We start from the raw sequence: 21,087 nt of genomic DNA, 5'->3' as shown, positions 1-21,087 counted from the left end.
CGCCCGGGCCCCGCGCCGCCGTCGGTCCCGCTGCCCGGCCCGGTCGTCGCCGGCGACCCGCTCCCGCTCGCCGCGCCGCCCAAGCCCTCCGCATCCCCCTTCCCCGGTTGATCATGAGGTGATGTCCATGGGCGAAGCGTCGTTTTCCCGAAACTCCATGATCGATCCGGTCGGTTCGTCGGCGAACTCGTTGTGGTTCTGCGCGCCCGTACCGCCCGGAAGTCGATGCCGCGACACGCCGTCGAACATGGACGTAAGCTCATGATCAACCAGGCAGGGGGTCTCATCATCCGGACCGGTGCTCCAAAAGCCGGGCACATGGGCGTAGGGTAGGTCCCGTTATGTGGCGGACCCTGCTCCTTCGCTGCCGCGACGAGGCCTGATTCGACCGGCCCCTCGTCGCGGGTTGTGTTGCTGGTCACTTTCCGGCCGTCCAACATCTTGCGAAGAGGAGCATTAATCCATGTCGGCTGCAGCCCAGCGCCCGAGTCCCATGCCCTTCCATCGATATGAGCCCTTCCCCTTCGGGGTCGCGCTCCACGATCGCACCTGGCCCGCCAAGCGCATCGAAGAGGCCCCGCAATGGTGCGCGGTAGACCTGCGCGACGGCAACCAGGCCCTGATCGACCCGATGTCGCCCGAGCGCAAGCGCCGCATGTTCGAGCTGCTGGTGCGCATGGGCTACAAGGAGATCGAGGTCGGGTTCCCGGCCGCGTCCGAGACCGACTTCGCGTTCGTGCGCCAGCTCATCGAGGAAGATCTGATTCCCGACGATGTCACCATCCAGGTGCTGGTGCAGTGCCGGGAGCACCTGATCGAGCGCACGTTCGAGAGCCTGCGCGGCGCCAAGAAGGCCATCGTGCACTTCTACAACTCCACGTCGGTGCTGCAGCGGCGGGTCGTGTTCGGGTTGGACAAGGCGGGGATCACGGCCATCGCCACGGACGGCGCGCGCCTGTGCCAGAAATACGCGTCGATCCACACGCCCGACACCCACATTCGCTATGAGTACTCACCCGAGTCCTACACGGGCACCGAGCTGGAATACGCGCTGGAGGTGTGCTCGGCGGTCATCGAGGTCATCGATCCCACACCCGACTGGCCGCTGATCATCAACCTGCCCGCGACGGTCGAGATGGCCACGCCCAACGTCTACGCCGACTCGATCGAGTGGATGCACCGGCACCTGCCCCGGCGCGACAGCGTGATCCTGTCGCTGCACCCGCACAACGACCGCGGCACCGGCGTCGCGGCCGCAGAGCTGGGCCTGATGGCCGGCGCCGACCGGGTCGAGGGCTGCCTGTTCGGCAACGGCGAGCGCACGGGCAACGTCGACCTGGTGACGCTGGGCATGAACCTGTTCAGCCAGGGCATCGACCCGATGATCGACTTTTCGAACATCGACGACATCAAGCGCGCGGTCGAATACTGCAACCAGCTGCCGGTGCACGAGCGCCACCCCTACGCGGGCGATCTGGTCTACACGTCGTTCTCCGGCTCTCACCAAGACGCCATCAAGAAGGGCTTCGAGAAGCTGGAGGGCCCCTACTGGGCCGTGCCATACCTGCCGATCGATCCCAAGGACGTCGGGCGCACCTACGAGGCCGTCATCCGGGTCAACTCCCAGTCCGGCAAGGGCGGCGTCGCGTACATCATGAAATCGGAGCACCACCTCGATCTGCCGCGGCGCCTCCAGATCGAGTTCTCCGGCGTCATCCAGCGGCACACTGACTTCTCCGGCGGCGAGGTCACGCCCGCGCGGATGTGGGAGATCTTCGCCGCCGAATACCTGCGCGAGAGCATCGAGTCCTACAACATCGCCACCGTGGACGGCAAGGTCGAGCTCACCGTGGTCATGGCCGGCCGCGAGATGACGGGGGTGGGCAACGGCCCGATCGACGCGTTCACGCACGCGCTGGGCAACCAGGTGCGGGTGCTCGACTACGCCGAGCACGCGCTCACCGCGGGCGGCGACGCACAGGCCGCGGCCTATGTCGAGTGCGAAGTGGACGGTGCGGTGCGCTGGGGCGTGGGCATCGACGCCAACATCGTGACCGCCTCGCTCAAGGCCGTCGCGTCCGCCGTGAGCCGCTGAGTCCTACAGCGAAGGCGCGCTCCTGCTGAACCATTGCCGTCGGGGCGATCGCATCAGCGGTCGCCCCGAAAGGGTCACGATGGCCGATGATCGCCGCCCGCTCACCAACCGTATTGGTGAATGACCGGATCCGTCACATCGTCTAGTGTCGAGCTTCGATGTGCCAGTCCGGGGGAGGATCGTGATCGCTTTTTGGGCCCAGCTTCCGGCAGATCGCGTCCTGCGGCTCGTCGGCGCGGACGCGGAGACGATTGCCGCGCAGCTCGACCCGCTGCCCGCGGGCGCCCCGGTCGTGATCGCCTATCTTCCCCACGCGGAACCGAACACAGCCAAGGTGGCCGAGGCGATGCTCGGCGAGCTGGCCGTGGCCGCCGTGGAGCTTTTCCCGCAGTGGTTGCCGGCCGCATCGGCTGTGGCCGGCACGAGCCGGCTCGCCATCGCCGCCGTCCGTGCCGCCGCGCACGACCTCGGCGCGGCGACCGACCACTTTGGACCGTTCTTAGCGGATCTGGCAGAGTGCGGGCTGAAGCGCAGGACCGCCGGACTGGGCCGCTTCTCGCCGGAAATGCGCGCGGCTGGTCTGATCCGCGTGCTCAAGCAGAGCTACGGCAAACGGGCTGCCGCAATCCTGATCCCTGTCACGGACGGGCTTCCCGCCGACAGCCATGACGCGCTTGTTTCGGCCTGCGAGTGGTTGGCGCAGCACGGGCGTGTCTCGATCTGGCTGGCGGGAGCGGCGCGGGCGCACGAACGCATCCCGGCGATCGATGTGATGCTGCCCCGGCATCCGCCTGACGTCGATGCGCCGCCTGAAGTGCCGAAGCAGCCGCGCGGTCCGGCCGTCCTCTATCCTCCCCTCGCCGGGCGGCCGCATCCAGGCAGTGCCGCCGAGCAGATGCTTGAGGCAGCGCTGGAAAGGCACTCTTGGGCTTCGGGCCGCGCCTGGAACCACACCTACGACTTCGGCCCCCTCGTCAACCCAGTCAGGCTTGATCTATGGTGGCGGGACGAGCGCTTCGCCGTGGAGATCGACGGACCCGAGCATCGAGGAAAGTGGAGGTATGCGGCGGATCGCCGCCGCGATCGCCTGCTGCACAACGACGGCGTCTCGGTCCTCCGCTTCACGAACGCCGAAGTCCTGGACGATCTCGACGCGGTGCTCGCGGCGATAGAGCAGTTCCTCCACATACGACGTGCGAAACAATGGGAGCTATCAGACCATGCCTAAGAACGGTTACAACCTGAGCCAGCGCACGGCCATGCTCGCCCTCATGGTGGCGGCGAGGGATCTGAACAACAACGAGCTCAAGGAGATGACCGGCTCGAGCCTGACCGGCCAGCCGAGCAAGGAGCTCAACGACGCCAAGCTCATCACGAGCGACACCAAGGCCCGGCCGCAGGTGCACAGCCTCACCGACGACGGATGGGCCTGGTGCGCCAAGGAGCTCGAAGCCGGTGCCCCGCCGACCTCACGCAGCGGCGCCGAAAAGACCCTCTACACCGTGCTCGCCGGCCTGCACGGCTATCTGTCGCGCACGGGCCTGAAGCTTGCCGACGTCTTCACGCCGCAGGCGCCCCGTCAAGCGGTGGTGCACGCGGATGCCGAGTCACAAATCCGTGAGGCGTATAGGAAACTGCGCACCGAGCCGAGGGGCTGGGTGAGCCTGACCGAGCTCCGCCCATTGATCACGGGACATTCCAAAGCGAAGGTCGACGCCGCGCTCACCAAGATGAACCGCACCAAGGGCGTCAACCTCATCCCCCAGTCCAATCAGAAGATCCTGACCGCCGACGATCGCGCGGCCATGGTCCGCATCGGCAACGAAGACAAGCTCCTGCTATCGATTGACGAGCCGTAGCAAATGGAATTGACGCAGCCGATCAGGTTCGAGTGGGCACAGGTCCCCGACGACGTCTGGAACTGTTCACCGTTCCACGTCGATGGCCTCCACACGGATGTCGCGCAACGGGTTCTCTCGGGTGTTGCCGCCGCGCGGGCCAGCAGCGGCCCCAGCCCGCTGGGGATCGCGATCCAGGGTGCCCGCGGGGCGGGCAAGACGCACATGCTCGGCTGGATCAGGGAGCAGGTCCAGTCGAATGACGGCTTCTTCTTCCTGATCAGCCTGCTCGATGGCGCCAAATTCTGGGAGAGCACCATGCTCTCCGTGCTCGACGGTCTGCTGCGTGAATCGGATGGCCGGGAGTGCCAGCTCAAGACCCTCCTGCGCAGGTTGTGCTCGGTGGTCGGCCTTTCGGGAGCGGTGCAGGGCGCCATCGCGGGCGACCTTAAACTGTCGCCCGGGGATCTCAGCCTGTTCGTGGCCAGCCTGCGGCGATACAACCGGGCCGTGGGCGTGGCATGCCAGGACACGGCCCGCGCCCTGGTGCTGTTCGCCTCGCCGGATCAGGCGTTGCAGGACATGGGCTACAACTATCTGCAATCCATGGAGGAATCCGAGGCCGGCGACCGTGCGGCCTGGGGCATGCAGCGCGGCGCCAAACCGGCCCAGTTGCTGGTCAAGGAGGTGTCCGATCTGCTGGCGCTGGTCGGGCCGAGCCTGATCGCTGTCGATCAGATCGACACGCTCATCGCACAGTCGCTCAACATGGCGGATGGCGATGCCGTTCATGGCGATGGCCGCCGATACCTGCTGATCGACCAGATAGCCGACGGATTGATGGGGCTGCGGCAGGTCACGCGGCGGACCATCACCGTGGTCGCATGCCTCGCCGAATCGTGGACGCTCATCAGGCGGCACGCCGTCGACACCGTGCCCGACCGGTTCGTCGAAGCCCTGCAATTGGAAAACATCCCGACGGCCGAGATCGGACGTGCCCTCATCGCGAAGCGGCTCACCGCGCAGTATCGCGAGATCGGGTTCAACCCGCCCTACTCCACGTGGCCCATCCTGCCATCCGCGTTCGAAGAGGCGATGGATTTCACGCCACGAGGGCTGATGAAGCGGGTGGCCTCGCACATCGACGGCTGTTTGCGGCAAGGGCGGATGGAGGAGCTCGCCCATCTCACAGACTATGCGGATCCACTGTCCCAAGAAGAGCTTGAAGGAGTTTCGGATCCTGGTGCAGCGGTGTCGTCCGAGGCGGATCTGTCAGCGCTCGATCAGCGGTTTGCGAGCCTGAAGAAGATCGTCGACGTGGACCCCGCGTTCGATGACAAGACCGAGGACGCGATCGTCCCGGGTCTCCTGTATGCCGGACTGGCGGCGCTCATCGAGGAAACGAAGGACAGCGGCCGCGTGCTCTTCCAAGACTCACCGGCCGGAGGAAAGATCGTCCTGCACGCACGCCTCCGCGAGGATCTCGACGAGACAACGGAGGATGAGACCCACTGGGCCTTCCGTGCCGTCGCCAGCGAGCATCCCGTCTCGGCGCTCAACCGGCTACGCGGCGCGTGTACCGCTGCGGGGCTCCATCATGGGATGGCCAAACGCAAGCTGCACCTGCTGCGAAATCTGCCGTGGAGCGGCGGGAAGAAGACACAGGAGGCCCTCGCCGCGTTCGAAGCAGCCGGAGGTGTCCACCTGCGCCTGGAGGCCGATGACCTCAAGGTCTTCGCGGCGTTGAAGGACATGCTCGCCGAGCAGGACGTCAACCTCACGGCCTGGCTCCGCGTCCGCCGGCCCGCATCGTCGACGAAGCTGTTCCGGGAAGTCTTCGGTGATGAGTTCTCCCAAGGCCGCACACCGGCACCGCCCCCACCGATTTCTCAGGATCCGGCCGTGTCCCGTCCGGCCGCGCCCGATGCCATCCGGTCCACGGTGGGCGAAAGCCAGGCGGTCGCGCCGCTGATTCTGGGTGACCTGACGATCGCACTGGAGTCCTTGCGCAAGCACACGGCGATCTTCGCCGGGTCGGGCTCGGGCAAGACCGTCCTCATTAGACGGTTGGTCGAGGAGTGCGCGCTGCGGGGTGTCTCCGCGATCGTGCTCGATCCCAATAACGACCTCGCCAGATTGGGGGACCCGTGGCCGGCTGCCCCCGCCAACTGGAGTGAAGCCGACAAGGCGAAGGCGTCCGCGTACATCGAAGAAACCGACGTGGTCATCTGGACGCCTCGACGGGAAGCGGGCCGGCCACTCAGTTTCAAGCCCCTGCCCGACTTTCGCAGCGTCCTCGCCGACCCGGACGAGTTCAACCTGGCCATCGACGCGGCGGTGGCCACGCTCGCGCCACGCGGCAAGGTCGATGGTGAGATCAGCAAGGCCGTCCAGGGCCGAGCCGTTCTGCGCGAGGCGTTGCATCGCTTTGCCCGCGCAGGCGGCAGCGATCTGCGCAAGTTCATCGGCATGCTCGCCGAGCTGCCCACCGGCATCAGCACACTCAGCAAGGCGGAGAAGCTGGCCGCCGAGATGGCCGACAACCTCACCGCAGCGATGGTCAACGATCCGCTCTTCGGCGGTGAGGGCCGGCCGGTCGATCCCGGCGACCTGCTGACGCCGGCCGGCGGGAAGCGGGCCCGAATCTCGGTGATCAGCTTCATCGGCCTGCCGTCCGACGATCAGCGGCAGAGTTTCGTCAACCAGCTGCAGATGGCGTTGTTCGCCTGGATCAAGGAGCACCCCGCCGGAGAGCGCCCATTGGGTGGATTGTTTGTCATGGACGAGGCACAAACCCTTGCACCGTCGGGTGCCATGACGCCGTGCACGCACAGCACGCTGGCGCTGGCCTCCCAAGCGCGCAAGTACGGTCTCGGGCTCGTGTTCGCGACGCAGGCGCCGAAAGGTTTGCACAACAGGATTCCCGGCAATGCGGCAACGCAGTTCTTCGGCTTCCTCAACAGCCCGATCCAGATCGCGGCCGCCAGGGAGATGGCGCAGGCGAAGGGGAGCGATGTGCTCGATATATCGCGCCTGACCTCCGGACAGTTCTACGCCTCCGGCGAGGGCACAGCGTTTTGCAAGGTTCAGGCGCCAATGTGCCTGAGCCACCACCCGACGAGCCCACTCACCACGGAGGAGGTCCTCGCGCGGGCCAAAGGCCACCGCTAGGGATGCGGTTCGCGACACCTGAACCCGCGCCGAGGTCTGGCGTCCCGCCGGCACTCGTGTATGCTGGGTGCAAATCCTTTCTCCCCGGCGTCTGTGTTCGCGTTGAACTCCCGGGTCGAGACAACTCCCTTTTCTCACTTGGAGTCCCTTTGCACCCAGTCACGGGTGTCCTTGACACCCAATTCCTAAGAGTTGACGGGTACCGCCCAAGCCCACACGACGTGCGCGTGCCACAGGCGGTCATCCGCAAATACGACCTGCGCCGCGGCGACACCGTCAGCGGCACCGCCAACGACAAGCACTTCAACGTCGAGACGGTCAACGGCCTCCCGGCCAACGAGTCACCGGATCGCCCGCACTTCTACGATCAGACCCCGCTCTATCCACAGCAGCGGTTCCGGCTCGAAACCGAGCCACATGTCATGACCACGCGCGTCGTCGACCTCATCACGCCGATCGGCAAGGGCCAGCGCACGCTCATCGTTTCGCCGCCCAAGGCCGGCAAAACCATGGTGCTGCAGGCGATTGCCCGCGCCATCGCGGTCAACCATCCGGACGCGCACCTGATGGCGCTGCTCATCGACGAGCGGCCGGAGGAGGTCACCGACATGCAGCGCACCCTGCGCGGCGAGGTGATCGCGTCCACATTCGACTGTCCCGCCAAGGAACACATCGCGGTCGCCGAACTCGCCGTCGAGCGGGCCAAGCGCCTGGTCGAGGTCGGACAGGACGTCGTGCTCCTGCTCGACTCCATCACCCGGCTTGGCCGCGCACACAACCTGGCCGCGCCCGGCAACGGCCGCATCATGTCCGGTGGGATCGAGGCGGGCGCGCTGCACGCGCCCAAGCGGTTCCTCGGCGCGGCCCGCAACATCGAGGGCGGCGGATCGCTGACCATCATCGCGACCGCGCTCATCGAGACCGGATCGCTGGGCGACACCGTCATTTTCGAGGAGTTCAAGAGCACCGGCAACGCCGAGCTAAGGTTGCTGCGCGCCACGGCCGACCGCCGCATCTTCCCGGCCGTCGACGTGGCCGCCTCGGGCACGCGCCGCGAAGAGCTTTTGCTTGCCCCACAGGAGCTGGAGCTCACCCTGCGACTGCGCCGCGCCCTATCGGCCCTCGACCCCGTCCAGGCCGTCGAGCAGCTCATCGACAGGCTCGGCAAGACGGGCAGCAACGCCGAGTTCCTCTACCGCCTGGGCCAGTCCTGACCCACCGGTCAGCTCTCCATGCTCACGTCGGTGACCTCGCGGTCGAACGACACGACAACCAGATATTGCGTGAGCTCCGCACCGATCGTGTAGTCGAACACCGCGAATCGATCCGGCTCGTCGGCCTCGAACCCCACCCGCACGAGCTGGAGCCGCGCCAGCAGGGTGTCCAAATCGGACAGCTCGTGATGCTCGGCATAAAGCCGGGCGCCGTATTCGTCCTCGTCCCAGTTGCGCCGCATGGCCTCCCGGGCAAGCCCGTCAAAGCGCGCCACATCTGAGACGAACAGCTCGGCGCCCTCAACGATGTTGTCGACCTCCACGCGCGCCACGATACCCGGGGCGGGCGATCAGTGCGATGACCGCACCCAACGCGAGAAACCCCGCGCACCAAAGGGTTGCGGCACGATAGGCGTTGGTAAGCGGGCCCGCCTCGGCATATTCCGTGCCGGACAGACCGACCACCAACGGCAACGCGGCCACCGCGAGCATCGATGACGCCCGCGCCGCCGCGTTGTTGATGCCGCTGGCCACGCCCGCGTAGTGGTCGTCGACCGCGCCGAGCACGGTCGCGGTCAGCGGGGCCACCAGCATCGTCAGCCCCACGCCAAACACCACCACGCCCGGCAGCACGGAGGTCACATAGTCGTCCCCGGCGAACCGCAGCAGCAGCGCGCCCGCGGCGCACAGCAGCGGCCCGGCCACGAGCTGGATCGCCGGCCCGATCTTCGTCGCCAGGGCACCCGACCATGCCGAAAAGACCAACAGCAGCAACGTAATCGGTACCGTGGCTGCCCCCGCCGCCAGCGCCGAATAGCCCAGCGCGTTCTGCAGATAGATCACCAGCAGAAAGAACAGCCCACCGAACGCTCCATAAACGACGATCGTGTAAGCGTTCAGCCCGCTGAACACGCGGCTGGAGAACAGGTGCAGCGGCAGCATCGCCCGCTCCCCACGCGCCCGCTCGACCAACACGAACGCCACCGCCGCCACCAACGCCACGACGAGCGTGGGCCACGCCCGCGGCTCGATCAGCCCATAGGTCAGCCCCGCCAGCGCCAGCGCGCCCAACAACGCGCCCCCGATGTCGAACCGCCCCCGCACCTCGGGTGAGGGTGACCGGCTCTCCGGCACGCACCGCCAGCTGAACCACAACGCGACCAACGCCAGCGGCACGTTCATCCAGAAGATCCAGCGCCAGGTGGCCACGTCGATCAGCAGCCCGCCCACAAACGGCCCGACGGCCGTGGTCACGCCGGACAGCCCGGACCACGCCCCGATCGCCTTGCCCCGCTCATCCGGCTCGAACGACGCCTGGATGATCGCCAGTGAGCCGGGTGTGAGCAGCGCGGCCCCGATGCCCTGCACGATCCGCGCCCCGACCAGCACGCCCGGGTCCCAGGCGAACCCGCACGCGATCGACGCGACCGTGAACCACACGATGCCCACCATGAACACCCGCCGCCGCCCGAACCGGTCCCCCAGTGCGCCGCCCAGCAGCACAAACGCGGCCAACGTCAGCGTGTATCCATTCACGACCCACTGCAGCTGCGCGAGGCTGGCCCGCAGCTCGTGCCCCAGCGCCGGCAGGGCCACGTTGACCACAGTGGAGTCCAGAAAGGCCATTCCCGACGCCAACACGGCGGCCGTCAGCGTGCCGCGACCGCGTCCTGAGCGGAGCGTGAGCCTAGAATCCACTGTGCCTTCCCCTCGCATCCTTCCCATTCTCCTCGTCGCCGCGCTGCTCGGGGCGTGTTCGGAAACCCCCGTCGCGACCAAACCGCCTGCCGGTCAGGCGCCCGGCAACTACGTCACCACGCTGGAGTCGCTCACGGTCGCGCCCGAACGCCCGATGACCAAGTACTCCCGCGACCGCTTCCCGCATTGGCGCAGCGCCGGGTCCAACTGCGACGTGCGCGACACCGTCCTCGCCCGCGACGGCAAAAACGTGAAAAAGAGCGGGTGCAACGTCACGGGCGGCGAGTGGTTCAGCGTCTACGACAACGTGACCGTCAAGGATCCCGCTGATGTCGACATCGACCACATGGTGCCGCTGGCCAACGCCTGGCGTTCCGGCGCCGACGAGTGGAACGACGACAAGCGGTCCGACTTCGCCAACGATCTGGAGCGGCCGCAGCTGTTCGCGGTGACGAAGTCGAGCAACCGGTCCAAGGGCGACCAGAACCCGGCGCAGTGGAAACCGCCGAACAAGGACTACTACTGCCAGTACGCACAGCACTGGATCACCGTGAAGAGTTACTGGAAACTCACCGTGACCGCCGACGAAAAGCGTGCACTGAGCTCCATGCTGGGTACATGCGTGTAATGACTAAGGACATCATCGCCCCGGCGGGCGGCGTCATGACCGACGAGGTCGGCGCGGTGACCGGCGAACTCACCCTGGCCACCGAGATCGTGGGCGACCGCGAGGTCATCCTCAAGGTGCAATACAAGGGCGCCGACGAGTGGTACCGGGTCACCGACGCGACCATCAAGGTCGATGACCCGGCCAAACTCGCCGAGGCGGAGCAGCAGCTCCTTAACCGCTTTTGACGTACCGGTCACGGCCACGCGAACCCGCCAACAACGTCACGGAACTGCGCCTCGGTGACCCGCCCGCTCTCCGAGGGCACGAGCGTGACGCAATAGGTCACCAGCCCGTCGTCCCAGAACAGCTCAAACGTGTCGGTGTTGAGCGCGGGACGCAGGGGCCACTCCCGCGTGCCCAGCCGCATCCTGCCGATCGCGGGAAGCGTCGGCGGCCCGGTCGCCTTCTCATACGCGTAGAGCTTGATATCCGGCCCGCCGGGCTTGGTGTAGTGGCCGCCGGTCCACCACGGGTCGGCGTCCGGAGCACGCAAGCCCACGGGGCTCCTGCGGTCCACCCGCGACCAGTCGCCGCCCGCGGGGATGACGGGCAGGTGCACTTCGCTAAAGGCGACCCGGTCCAGCCCATTGGTGGCGTCGCGCAGGATACGCCCGCCCAGTGGCCGCTCCAGCTGCACGGTCACGACCCCTTCCCCACCGGGGTTGCCGCAGTTGCCGGGCGCCACGTCACCGGTCACGCTCACCGTCACCGCCTGATCGGACTCGACGGATGTCGCATGTGGACCCCACAGGGTCATGCACCGACCGGGCGGCTGGATGATGTAGATGGTCAGCGTCGTCCCGTCCTCGGCCACCTGAGCGTGCGACCAAGCGGCCTGGGCGGTCGACGGCACGGGTGTCGGCTGGGGTTGCGCCCCAGGCACAGTGAGCGCCACCGCCGACGCGACGACAATCGCACCGAGCCCGCCCGAAATGCGTACCGGCCAAGCGATCCGGTGCCAGCGCCCCTGTTTGTGGATGCGCGCCATCGGCGGGCGTGACACGTCGGCCGGGATGTCCCGCGTCGCCTCCTCCAAAAGCTCGCGCAGCGAACGGTCGCTCATGTATCGGCCCCCTCCCGCAGCAAACCGCGCATGGTCCGCAAAGCCCTTGCGGTATAAGACTTCACCGTGCCCACACTCAACCCCAGCGCCTCGGCGGTGGCCGCCTCCGTGAGATCGGCGTGGTACCGCAGCATCAAAACCGCCCGCTGCTGATGCGGCAGCGACATGATGGCCTCACGCACCATGCCCTGCAACGCGATCCGATCCGACTCGTCCGGTGTGGACGGTTCGGGCAGCCGTGCGGTCGGCGTCTCCGTCCGCCATCGCCGCCGCCACCAACTCAGAAACGTCGTGGCGAGCATCGCCCGCAGGTACGCGTCCGGCGCGTCGTTTTTGATCCGCGGCCATCTGCCGTATGCCCGCGCCAGCACGGTCTGCACGAGATCTTCGGCGCGATGCCAGTCCCCCGTGAGCAGCCAGGCCGAGCGCAACAGGCGCGGCCAGGCCGTCACGACATAGGCGTCGAAATCGTCCACAGGCAACCTCCTCTGCCCGTCAACAACCCGGGCCGGCCCATTGGTTGCCAAAGATCGACTACGCCTGCGGTGGCGGCTCCAGGTGGACGACCTTGACGAACGTCATCTCGTCCATCAGCTCCGGACCGTAGCCGAAGCCCTGGCCGCTGATTCCGCGGGGATGTGCCGCCCCTCCAGGTGCTCCGCCGAAGACGTTATTGATTTTTACGGTACCGGCGGAGAGCTCGGCGATCGCGCTTTGCGCATGCTGCATCGACCCGGTGAGCACCGTGGCCGCGAGGCCGTACGGCGAGTTCTGCGCCCGCCCCAGGCCCTCGCTGAACGAGCCGACCACCGCCACCGGGGCGACAGGCCCAAACGTCTCCTCGCACATGACCTGCATGTCGTCGGTGCAGCCGGCCAGCACGGTGGCCGGATAGAACGCGCCGGGCCCGGTCGGGATCTCGCCACCGCACAGCACCCGCGCCTTGGAGTCGGCCACGTGCCCGTGCACCTTCTCCCGATGCGCCCGGTCGACCAGCGGCCCGAGCTGCACCTTGCGCGCCTCTTCCACCAGCGCGCGCAGGAACGGTTCGGCGATGTCCCGGTGCACGTAGATGCGCTCCACCGAGACGCAGATCTGGCCCGCGTTGGCGAATGCGCCCAGCGCCGCCTGCGCGGCCGCCCAGCGCGGATCGACGTCGCCGTCGACCACCAGCGGATCGTTTCCGCCGTTCTCCAACAGCACCTTGGTCCCGCGACGGGCCGACATGGTGATGGCACGGCCGGTCTCTGACGAGCCCACGTGCGTGACCACGTCCACCTCGCCCGACGCGAGCCGCGCGCCCACCGCGCCGTCGCCGCACACCATCGACAGCACGCCGTCGGGCAGCTGTTTGGCCAGCACCTGGGCGAGCATCCAGCCCGTACCGGGCGTGCGCTCACTCGGCTTGTACACCACCGTGTTCCCGGTGACGAGCGCTGCTCCCAGCAGCCCGCACGACACGGCCACAGGATCGTTCCACGGGGTGATCGCGGCGACCACGCCCCGCGGCTCGTACACCATCATGTCGATGGCACTGCCCGCCAGCGACCGTCCACGATGGACCGCTCCCAGCTCGGCGTATTGCCGCAGCGTCGCGACCCCCGCGCGAACGCCCTCCAACGCCTGAGCGTGTGGCCGCCCCATTTCGGCGTTCGTGAGGGCGGCCAGCTCGCCGGCCTGCGCGTCAAGCGCGTCGGCCGCCGCACGCAGCACCTGGGATCGCTGCGCGGCGGGCGTACGGGCCCAGCCCTCGGCGGCCACCTTGGCACCCGCGACGGCCGCGTCGATCTCGTCAGCGCTCGCGATCGGAGCCCTGGTCACCAGTGCATCGGTGGCCGGATTCAGCACCTCGATCGCGTCTGCCGCCGGGCCGGCGTGCCATTGCCCGCCGATCAGGTGCTCGACCTCGTACACGCCGGTTGGGTTTCCCACTCTGCGAGAAACCCAAACCGGCGCTCAGTGGACGTCGGCGAGGTCCTCGGCAAAGTGGCACGCCACCTTGTGCCCGTCGATCAGGCGCAGCTCTGGCCGCTCCTGCGCGCACCGCTCCTGCGCCCACGGGCAGCGGGTGCGGAAGCGGCAGCCCGACGGCGGGTTGGCCGGGGACGGCAGGTCGCCCGTGAGCAGGATCCGCTGCCGCGTCTCCTCGACCACGGGGTCGGGCACGGGCACGGCCGACATCAACGCCTTCGTGTACGGGTGCAGCGGCTTGCGGTACAGGTCGTCGCTCTGCGCCTCCTCGACCAGCGCGCCCAGATACATCACTCCGACGACGTCGGAGATGTGCCGGACGACGGCCAGGTCGTGCGCGATCACCAGATAGGTCAGGTTCAGCGAGGTCTGCAGCTCGTCCAGCAGGTTGATCACCTGCGCCTGGATGGACACGTCGAGCGCCGACACCGGCTCGTCGGCCACGATCAGATCCGGGCTGAGCACCAGCGCCCGCGCGATCCCGATCCGCTGCCGCTGCCCGCCGGAAAACTCGTGCGGATAGCGTGACAACGCCCACCGGGGCAGGCCGACTTCGTCGAGCGTCTTGCTGATCAGCTCCCGGCGCTCGTCTCGGTCGGCTCCGATGCCGTGCGCCTTCAGGCCCTCCGACAGGATCGACTCCACGTTTTGCCTGGGGTCCAAACTGGACATCGGGTCCTGGAAGATCATCTGCATCCGCTTGCGTTGCGCCCGAAGCTGTTCGCGCGTCAGCGACGTGAGGTCCACACCCGCGAAGTGCACACTGCCCGCCGTGGGCGGGGTCAGGTGCAGCAGCGCCCGGCCCAGCGTCGACTTGCCGCAGCCCGACTCGCCCACCAGGCCGTAGGTCTGCCCCTGCCGGATGGAGAACGACACGCCGTCGACGGCCTTCACATGCCCGATGACGCGATCGAACAGGATGCCCTTCGTGATCGGGAAGTGCACCTTGAGGTCCTTGACCTCGACCAGCGCGGAGGTCGTCTCGGCCGTGGGCTCCACGGGCGCCATCGCGGTCATTCTTGCTCCAGCAGGTGTTCGGGGCCCGCGCTTCGACCGAGCACGGGGTTGACGCAACGGTACTGGTGCGAGCCGCCGATCAGGGCGGGCGGCGCCTCCACACACGCCTCGATCACGCGCTCGCATCGCGGCGCGAACGCGCATCCCTCGACCCACGGGAGCAGGTCGCGCACCGAGCCCGGGATCGGGTTGAGCGGCTCGCCGCGCACCGAATCCAGCCGCGGAATCGAGCCCAGCAGCCCACGCGTGTACGGATGGGTCGGCTCAGCGAACAGCGGCCTTCGCGCCGCCGACTCGACGACACGCCCGGCATACAGCACATTGATCCGGTCGCACAGCCCGGCCACGACGCCCAGGTCGTGGGTGATCATGATGAGCGCCGTCCCGTCCTGGTGCACCAGTTCCTTAAGCAGCTCAAGGATTTGCGCCTGGATCGTGACGTCCAGCGCGGTGGTCGGCTCGTCGGCGATCAGCAGGCGCGGCCGGCACGCCACCGCCATCGCGATGAGCGCGCGCTGCCGCATGCCACCGGAAAGCTGATGCGGGTATTCCTTGAGCCGCCGCCGCGGATCGGGAATGCCCACCCGGTCGAGCAGATGCTCGGCCTCCTTGGCCGCCGCATCCCCGCTCAGCCCGCGATGCCGGGCGAGCACCTCAGTGACCTGCTTGCCGATCGCCACCACCGGGTTCAGCGAACTCAGCGGGTCCTGGAAGATCATGCCCAGCTCGCGCCCGCGCAGATCCCGCATGGTCCGCTGGTCGACGCCGAGCAGGTTGGTCCCGTCGAAGTCCGCCCGGCCACTGACCTTCACGCCCTTCTCGGGCAGCAGGCCCATCAGCGCGAGCGACGTCACCGACTTGCCGCAGCCCGACTCGCCCACCAACCCGACGACCTCACCGGCCGAGACGTCGAACGAGACCCCGTCGACCGCGCGCACGTCCTCGCGCCCGCGCTGGGTGAACATCACCGAAAGGTCTTGCACATCAAGCAGAGTCATGCCGGTCCTCACTTCCGCAGCTTCGGGTCGAGGGCCTCGCGCAGCGCTTCACCCAAAAGCGTGAACCCCAGCGCCGTGATGATGATGCCCACCGCCGGGAAGAGTGCCAGGCGCGGCGCATACTCGAACGTCTGCAGCGCGTCGTTGAGCATGGTGCCCCACTCCGGCTCGGACGGATCGGGCGTGCCCAACCCGAGGAACGACAGCCCGGCCGCCTCGATGATCGCGGTCGCGAGGGTGAGCGTCGCCTGCACGATGACCGGCGCCAGCGAGTTGGGCAGCATGTGCCCGAACGCGATCCTCGGGCGGGACACGCCCAGGGACGTGGACGCGACGACATATTCCGCGTTGGACTGGGCGATCATCGAGCCGCGCAGCAGCCGGGCGAACGTCGGCACGGCCACCACCCCGACCGCGATCATCACCGTGACCAGACTCGGCCGCAGGATCGCGACGATGCTCACCGCGAGCAGCAGGGCCGGCATCGCGAGCAGCATGTCGACGAAGCGCATCAGCACGTTGTCGAGCCGGCGCCCTGCCTTGCCGCCCAGGCCATAGGCCGCACCGGAGAGCCCGCCGAGCAGGCAGCCGAAGAACAGCCCGATGGCCGTGGCCACGATGCCCACGAGCAGCGTCTTCTGCGCGCCGACGACCATGCGGCTGAACACGTCGCGCCCGTTGTGGTCCAGACCCAGCCAGTGATCGGCCGACGGCCCGGGGATGATGTTGCGCGCGACGCTCACCTGGTCGATCCAGCGCGTGTCCTTTGGCGAGTACGGCACGAAGAACGGCCCGATGACGGCGACCAGGACGAATATCGCCAGGATGACCGCGCCCACGATCGCGGCTGGGTTGTGCCGCACCCGCTTGAACGCCTCGCGCCACAGGCTCTCGCCCCGCTCGCCCGCGTTGATCGCGGACAGCTCGGCCAGCCGCTCCAGCTTCTCGATCTTCCGTTTCCCCAGCTGAGTCAATGCCATCCCTCCGCTTCGCTCCGCGGTGGATGCCTGTTGATTCTCTCGGGGCAGGCCCTCGCTCATCGCACACGCACCCGGGGGTCGATCAGGCTGTAAGAGAGGTCAACGAGCAGGTTCACCAGCACATAGATCACCGCGATGATCATGATGAACCCCATCATCACGGGGTAGTCGCGGTTGTCGATCGCTTGCCGGATGAAGTGTCCGATGCCCGTGAACGCGAACACGGTCTCGGTCAGCACGGCTCCCGACAGCAGCCCACCGGTGAGCAGACCGAGCACGGTCACGACGGGCAGCATCGCGTTGCGCAGCACGTGCCGGCCGCGGATGCGCCGCTCGGTCAGCCCCTTGGCGCGCGCGGTGCGCACGTAGTCCTCACCGAGCACCTCCAGCACGCTCGCCCGGGTGATCCGCACAATGATCGCCAGCGGGATGGAGGCGAGCGTCAGGCCGGGCAGGATCAGGTGCATGATCGCATTCCAGGCCGCGTCGAATTCGCCGGTCAACATCCCGTCGAGCACGTAAAAGCCCGTGACCCGGGTGGCGTCGATCGTCACGTCCTGGCGGCCGGTCGGCGGGAACCAGCCGAGTTTCACGGCGAACAGCTGCTTGACCAGGTACCCCAAAAAGAAAATGGGCACACAGACGGCGACCAGGGAGCCGCCGACGCTCAGATTGTCCAGCCAGCCGGCGCGGCGGCGCGCGGCGAGGTAGCCGAGCGGGATGCCGATGCCGATGGCGAAGATCAGGGCGGCGACGGTGAGCTCGACCGTGCCCGGGAAGCGGGCCAGGAACTCATCCAGCACCGGTTGCTTGGTGTCGATGGAGCTGCCGAAGTCGCCGCGCAGCAGGCGTTTCATGAAGCGTCCATATTGGACCCACAGCGGCTGGTCCAGGCCGAGCTGGCGGCGGATCATCGCCCGGGTCTCGGGCGTGCCTCGCTCACCGAGCAGGGCCGTCTCGGGGCCACCAGGTAGTCGGTGCAGCCACACGAACAGCAGAAGCGACAGCCCGAGCAGCGTGGGTATCAGCTGCAGCAGGCGCCGCACGATGAATCGGAACATCAGTGAGCCTTCGCTGAAGGGCTGAGGGCGGCCACGTCCGGCGGGCCGCCCTCAGCTTTGCCGAATGACCTTAGCTCGTGAACTCGGCGGTGTAGTAGCGCTCGTCCGTGAGCGGGCTCGCCTTGACGCCGGTCACGTTCTTCGCCAGCACCAGCGAGGGCGGACCGTGCGCGATCGGCACACCCGGCACGAAGTCGAGCAGCGTCTTGTTGAGCTCCTTGTACAGGCCGTAACGCTTCTGCAGGTCGGGCTCCTTGTCGGCCGCGGCGAACTGGTCGAACAGGGCCGGGTTGTTGAAGCCCCACTCGTCCTTCTGCCGGTCGAAGAAGGTACCGATGAAGTTGTACGCGTCGCCGTAGTCACCGGTCCAGCCGAGCAGGTGCAGGTCGTGGTCCTTGCCGGAGGTCATCTTGTTGATGTAGTCCGGGGTCCACTTGAGCGCCACGGGCTCGATCTTGATCCCGGCGGCCTCAAGGTCGGCCTTCATGAGCTCGAAAATGCCCTTGGGGTCCGGCATGTAGGGCCGGGTGACCTCGGTCGGGTAGCCGAACTTCAGCGTCAGGCCGGTCGCGTAGCCGGCCTGGGCCAGCAGGTCCTTGGCCTTCTGCGTGTTGTAGTCGTACTTGGTCACCGCGTCGTTGTGGCCCTCAAGCGACGGCGGGTGGAAGTTGACCGCGACGGTCGAGCCCTCCGGGTACTTCGAGTCGACGATCGCCTTGCGGTTGAGCGCGTAGGCGATGGCCTGGCGCACCTCGACCTTGGCCAGCGCCGGGTTGCCGCTCTGGTTGATCGCCAGGTACAGGATGTTGAACGCCGGGCGGGTCAGCACGTTGAAGCCCTCGCCCTTGAGCGTCTTGACGTCCTGCGGCGCGACCAGGTCGTAGCCGTGGATCTTGCCACTGCGCAGGGCCTGCTTGCGGGCGTCAAGGTCGGAGATCGTCTGGAAGTACAGATCCTTGATCTTGGCCTTGGTGGCACCGTGGTAGTTCTCGTTGCGGGTCAGCTTGACGACCTTGTTGGTCCGGTCCCACTCGACGAACTTGTACGGCCCGGTGCCTGTCGGGTGCTCCATGGCGTACTGCGGATACGTCACGTTGTCGGCCGTGCCACCGATCTCGTCGGCCTTGTAGTCCTGCAGCGCCTTGGGGCTGGAGATCGAGAACGACGGCAGCGCGAGCGAAGCCGGGAACTTGCTCGTCACCTTCGTGATCGCGATCTCGACCGTGCCCGCGTCCTTGGCCGCGCACGACTTGAACAGGCTCGGCGGCAGGTCCTGGTCTTCGTTCTTGGCGAAGCCGCCGTAGATGTCCTGCCAGTAGGACGTCACGTCCGGGCTCTGCAGCAGGCCCTTGAAGTTGTACCAACGGTTGAAGTTGAAGCAGACCGCCTCGGCATTGAAGTCCGTCCCGTCGTGGAACTTGACCCCCTGCTTGAGCTTGAACGTCCACACCAGGCCGCTCGCGTCCGGCTTGAACTCGGTGGCGAGCCCGGGCCCGATCTTCGCCGTGCCCTCCTCGGGTGCGACGAGGGTCTCGTACATCTGGCGGGCGATCCGGAACGACTCACCATCGCTGGCAAGCGCAGGGTCGAGCGTCTTCGGGTCGCCGGCCGTACCGAAAACAAGTTGTTCCGGTTTGTTGGGTTGTTCCGAGCCGCGCTCGCTTTGGCAGCCAGCGACTACCAGAGCCAGAGCAGCGACCGCGGCTACCGCTCCCGCGGTCCTGAACCGTGGTGCACGCATTGGGCTTCACCTTTGTCTTGGGGGGCCGTACCGTTTGGTCCAAACGGCCGGTGACTGTGGTCACCGTTTGGCGGAACCCTAACGGGAGTTCGGCTCCAAGCTGCAACTTTGATCTCCAGTTGATACCGAACCGTTGTGCGAGTGCGCACGGGGTTACGCCGGGTGCAGCCGAGGGGAATGTCGGTGGGTCGCGGTAACGTGACCCCCGTGGCACTGGCGCTCTACCGCAAATACCGGCCCCGCACCTTCAGCGAGGTGATCGGGCAGGAGCACGTGACCGAGCCGCTGATCCAGGCGCTGCGGGCCGGGCGGCTCAACCATGCCTATCTGTTCTCCGGTCCGCGCGGCTGCGGCAAGACATCCAGCGCTCGCATTCTCGCGCGCTCGCTCAACTGCGCGCAGGGCCCGACGCCCGACCCGTGCGGCGAGTGCGAGTCCTGCCGGGCACTGGCCCCCGACGGCTCGGGCTCGATCGACGTGATCGAGATCGACGCCGCCAGCCACGGCGGTGTCGACGACGCCCGCGAGCTGCGCGAGCGCGCGTTCTTCGCCCCGGCCGTGAGTCGCTACAAGATCTACATCATCGATGAGGCCCACATGGTCTCGTCCGCGGGCTTCAACGCGCTGCTCAAGCTCGTCGAGGAGCCGCCCGACTACGTGAAGTTCGTGTTCGCAACCACCGAGCCCGAAAAGGTGCTGGGCACGATCAAGTCGCGCACCCACCATTACCCCTTCCGGCTGATTCCGCCCGGCGTGCTGCGGCCCTATCTTGAGCAGCTGGCCTCGGCCGAGGGGGTCAAGGTCGAGCCCGCGGTGTTCCCGCTGGTGGTCCGGGCGGGTGGCGGTTCGGCGCGCGACACGCTGTCCGTGCTCGACCAGCTGATCGCGGGCTCGGGCCCCGACGGCGTGGCCTATGCCCGTGCCGTCGCGCTGCTCGGCGTCACCGACGTGGCGCTCATCGACGAGATGATCGACGCGCTGGCCGCGGGCGACGGCGGGGCCGCGTTCGCCACCATCGACCGGGTCGCCGAGGCCGGCCACGACGCGCGCCGCTTCGCGGGTGACCTGCTGCAGCGCATCCGCGACCTGATCATCCTGCGCCGGCTGCCCGAGGCCGTCGAGCGCGGGCTGCTCGACGCCCCCGAAGACGAGCTTGCCCGCATGCGCGTGCAGTCCGGCCAGCTGGGCGACGCGACCCTCTCGCGCTACGCCGACATCCTCCACAATGGACTGGTCGAGATGCGCGGGGCCACCTCGCCCCGGCTGCTGCTGGAGCTGTTCGTCGCGCGCATGCTCCTGCCCGCCGCCGACGACTCGATCCCCGCCATGCTGCAGCGGCTGGAGCGCCTGGAGCGCCACGGCCCGCCCACGCCATCCGCCGCCGCTTCACCATCTTCATCATCTTCGGCGGCGTCGCTGTCCACTTCAGACGGTTCTGGTCTCACGCCGGGCGTGTCGCCCCAGGCCGCCGCGCGGCAGGTGGCCGCGCGAGCCGCAGCCCGCGCCCCGGCCGACCTGTCTCCGGCCGCCGACCAGAGTGCGGCACCCGCCGGTGCCCGAGCCTCCGGCG

Annotated in this window: 18 protein-coding genes and 1 pseudogene; 8 read left to right on the top strand and 11 right to left on the bottom strand. The window is 67.6% G+C overall.

All coding sequences use genetic code 11. From position 1 onward, the window contains the following. Positions 1 to 111: 111 nt before the first annotated feature. Positions 112 to 237 (bottom strand): hypothetical protein, encoded by a 126-nt coding sequence (locus tag DM816_RS45335; RefSeq protein WP_281274372.1) that lies wholly within the window; start codon positions 235 to 237, stop codon positions 112 to 114. Positions 238 to 463: 226 nt separating this feature from the next. Between DM816_RS45335 and leuA the strand changes: the two genes are divergently transcribed. From leuA to rho, 5 genes and pseudogenes are all read left to right on the top strand, one after another. Beyond that, positions 464 to 2,095 (top strand): 2-isopropylmalate synthase, encoded by a 1,632-nt coding sequence (gene leuA, locus DM816_RS27960; RefSeq protein ID WP_117213376.1) that lies wholly within the window; start codon positions 464 to 466, stop codon positions 2,093 to 2,095. A 145-nt stretch (positions 2,096 to 2,240) separates the two neighbouring features. Continuing rightward, positions 2,241 to 3,323: a DUF559 domain-containing protein gene (locus tag DM816_RS27955; protein ID WP_162907912.1), complete on the top strand. Its 1,083-nt coding sequence runs from the start codon at positions 2,241 to 2,243 to the stop codon at positions 3,321 to 3,323. Continuing rightward, complete coding sequence (locus tag DM816_RS27950) at positions 3,316 to 3,954, top strand: hypothetical protein (RefSeq protein WP_117213374.1); 639 nt, start codon at positions 3,316 to 3,318, stop codon at positions 3,952 to 3,954. Before DM816_RS27955 ends, DM816_RS27950 begins: the two co-directional genes overlap by 8 nt. 3 nt (positions 3,955 to 3,957) lie before the next feature. Continuing rightward, complete coding sequence (locus DM816_RS27945) at positions 3,958 to 7,104, top strand: ATP-binding protein (protein WP_117213373.1); 3,147 nt, start codon at positions 3,958 to 3,960, stop codon at positions 7,102 to 7,104. 149 nt (positions 7,105 to 7,253) lie between these two features. Then, a pseudogene (gene rho, locus DM816_RS27940) lies at positions 7,254 to 8,318 on the top strand (transcription termination factor Rho); the annotation flags it as partial. Between the two features lie 8 nt (positions 8,319 to 8,326). On the opposite strand, the gene DM816_RS27935 reads toward rho, so the two are convergent. Then, on the bottom strand, positions 8,327 to 8,641 hold the full coding sequence (locus tag DM816_RS27935; RefSeq protein WP_162907911.1) for a DUF2004 domain-containing protein: 315 nt from the start codon (positions 8,639 to 8,641) through the stop codon (positions 8,327 to 8,329). Continuing rightward, complete coding sequence (locus DM816_RS27930) at positions 8,619 to 10,034, bottom strand: MFS transporter (RefSeq protein ID WP_117213370.1); 1,416 nt, start codon at positions 10,032 to 10,034, stop codon at positions 8,619 to 8,621. Before DM816_RS27930 ends, DM816_RS27935 begins: the two co-directional genes overlap by 23 nt. On the opposite strand from DM816_RS27930, the gene DM816_RS27925 reads away from it, so the two are divergent. Both DM816_RS27925 and DM816_RS27920 read left to right on the top strand, forming a co-directional pair. Continuing rightward, on the top strand, positions 10,018 to 10,644 hold the full coding sequence (locus tag DM816_RS27925; RefSeq protein WP_246002317.1) for an HNH endonuclease family protein: 627 nt from the start codon (positions 10,018 to 10,020) through the stop codon (positions 10,642 to 10,644). The two genes, DM816_RS27930 and DM816_RS27925, sit on opposite strands and share 17 nt — an antisense overlap. Beyond that, on the top strand, positions 10,635 to 10,871 hold the full coding sequence (locus tag DM816_RS27920) for a hypothetical protein (RefSeq protein ID WP_117213368.1): 237 nt from the start codon (positions 10,635 to 10,637) through the stop codon (positions 10,869 to 10,871). Before DM816_RS27925 ends, DM816_RS27920 begins: the two co-directional genes overlap by 10 nt. An 8-nt stretch (positions 10,872 to 10,879) precedes the next feature. Here DM816_RS27920 and DM816_RS27915 read toward each other — a convergent pair whose 3' ends face one another. The 8 genes from DM816_RS27915 to DM816_RS27880 form a co-directional block, all read right to left on the bottom strand. Beyond that, positions 10,880 to 11,749, bottom strand: a complete 870-nt coding sequence (locus DM816_RS27915; protein ID WP_117213367.1) for a hypothetical protein — start codon at positions 11,747 to 11,749, stop codon at positions 10,880 to 10,882. After that, positions 11,746 to 12,225, bottom strand: coding sequence for a SigE family RNA polymerase sigma factor (locus tag DM816_RS27910; protein WP_246002315.1), 480 nt, complete (start codon positions 12,223 to 12,225; stop codon positions 11,746 to 11,748). Before DM816_RS27910 ends, DM816_RS27915 begins: the two co-directional genes overlap by 4 nt. 58 nt (positions 12,226 to 12,283) lie before the next feature. Then, a complete protein-coding gene (locus tag DM816_RS27905) occupies positions 12,284 to 13,663 on the bottom strand; it encodes an aldehyde dehydrogenase family protein (RefSeq protein ID WP_117213365.1) in 1,380 nt (459 codons plus the stop codon). A gap of 42 nt (positions 13,664 to 13,705) precedes the next feature. Continuing rightward, complete coding sequence (locus DM816_RS27900) at positions 13,706 to 14,728, bottom strand: ABC transporter ATP-binding protein (RefSeq protein WP_117213379.1); 1,023 nt, start codon at positions 14,726 to 14,728, stop codon at positions 13,706 to 13,708. Between the two features lie 5 nt (positions 14,729 to 14,733). Next, positions 14,734 to 15,735: an ABC transporter ATP-binding protein gene (locus DM816_RS27895; protein ID WP_117213378.1), complete on the bottom strand. Its 1,002-nt coding sequence runs from the start codon at positions 15,733 to 15,735 to the stop codon at positions 14,734 to 14,736. Positions 15,736 to 15,743: 8 nt separating this feature from the next. Then, the gene (locus tag DM816_RS27890) at positions 15,744 to 16,715 is read right to left on the bottom strand and encodes an ABC transporter permease (RefSeq protein ID WP_117213364.1); all 972 of its coding nucleotides are present in this window, start codon (positions 16,713 to 16,715) and stop codon (positions 15,744 to 15,746) included. A gap of 56 nt (positions 16,716 to 16,771) precedes the next feature. Then, positions 16,772 to 17,776, bottom strand: coding sequence for an ABC transporter permease (locus tag DM816_RS27885; RefSeq protein ID WP_117213363.1), 1,005 nt, complete (start codon positions 17,774 to 17,776; stop codon positions 16,772 to 16,774). Positions 17,777 to 17,846: 70 nt separating this feature from the next. Continuing rightward, positions 17,847 to 19,517, bottom strand: a complete 1,671-nt coding sequence (locus tag DM816_RS27880) for an ABC transporter substrate-binding protein (RefSeq protein WP_117213362.1) — start codon at positions 19,515 to 19,517, stop codon at positions 17,847 to 17,849. Between the two features lie 207 nt (positions 19,518 to 19,724). Between DM816_RS27880 and DM816_RS27875 the strand changes: the two genes are divergently transcribed. Continuing rightward, a partial coding sequence (locus DM816_RS27875; protein WP_117213377.1) for a DNA polymerase III subunit gamma and tau occupies positions 19,725 to 21,087 on the top strand: 1,363 nt, incomplete at its 3' end.

It is taken from the genome of Allorhizocola rhizosphaerae, from assembly GCF_003426775.1.
GTDB lineage: Bacteria > Actinomycetota > Actinomycetes > Mycobacteriales > Micromonosporaceae > Allorhizocola > Allorhizocola rhizosphaerae.
This window is presented reverse-complemented; position numbering and strand designations above follow the sequence as displayed.

Coding starts and splice junctions, on each gene's coding strand:
- leuA (WP_117213376.1), top strand. CDS start 464: ATGTCGGCTGCAGCCCAGCGCCCGAGTCCCATGCCCTTCCATCGATAT.
- DM816_RS27950 (WP_117213374.1), top strand. CDS start 3,316: ATGCCTAAGAACGGTTACAACCTGAGCCAGCGCACGGCCATGCTCGCC.
- DM816_RS27945 (WP_117213373.1), top strand. CDS start 3,958: ATGGAATTGACGCAGCCGATCAGGTTCGAGTGGGCACAGGTCCCCGAC.
- DM816_RS27930 (WP_117213370.1), bottom strand. CDS start 10,034: ATGCGAGGGGAAGGCACAGTGGATTCTAGGCTCACGCTCCGCTCAGGA.
- DM816_RS27920 (WP_117213368.1), top strand. CDS start 10,635: ATGCGTGTAATGACTAAGGACATCATCGCCCCGGCGGGCGGCGTCATG.
- DM816_RS27915 (WP_117213367.1), bottom strand. CDS start 11,749: ATGAGCGACCGTTCGCTGCGCGAGCTTTTGGAGGAGGCGACGCGGGAC.
- DM816_RS27900 (WP_117213379.1), bottom strand. CDS start 14,728: ATGGCGCCCGTGGAGCCCACGGCCGAGACGACCTCCGCGCTGGTCGAG.
- DM816_RS27895 (WP_117213378.1), bottom strand. CDS start 15,735: ATGACTCTGCTTGATGTGCAAGACCTTTCGGTGATGTTCACCCAGCGC.
- DM816_RS27890 (WP_117213364.1), bottom strand. CDS start 16,715: ATGGCATTGACTCAGCTGGGGAAACGGAAGATCGAGAAGCTGGAGCGG.
- DM816_RS27885 (WP_117213363.1), bottom strand. CDS start 17,776: ATGTTCCGATTCATCGTGCGGCGCCTGCTGCAGCTGATACCCACGCTG.
- DM816_RS27880 (WP_117213362.1), bottom strand. CDS start 19,517: ATGCGTGCACCACGGTTCAGGACCGCGGGAGCGGTAGCCGCGGTCGCT.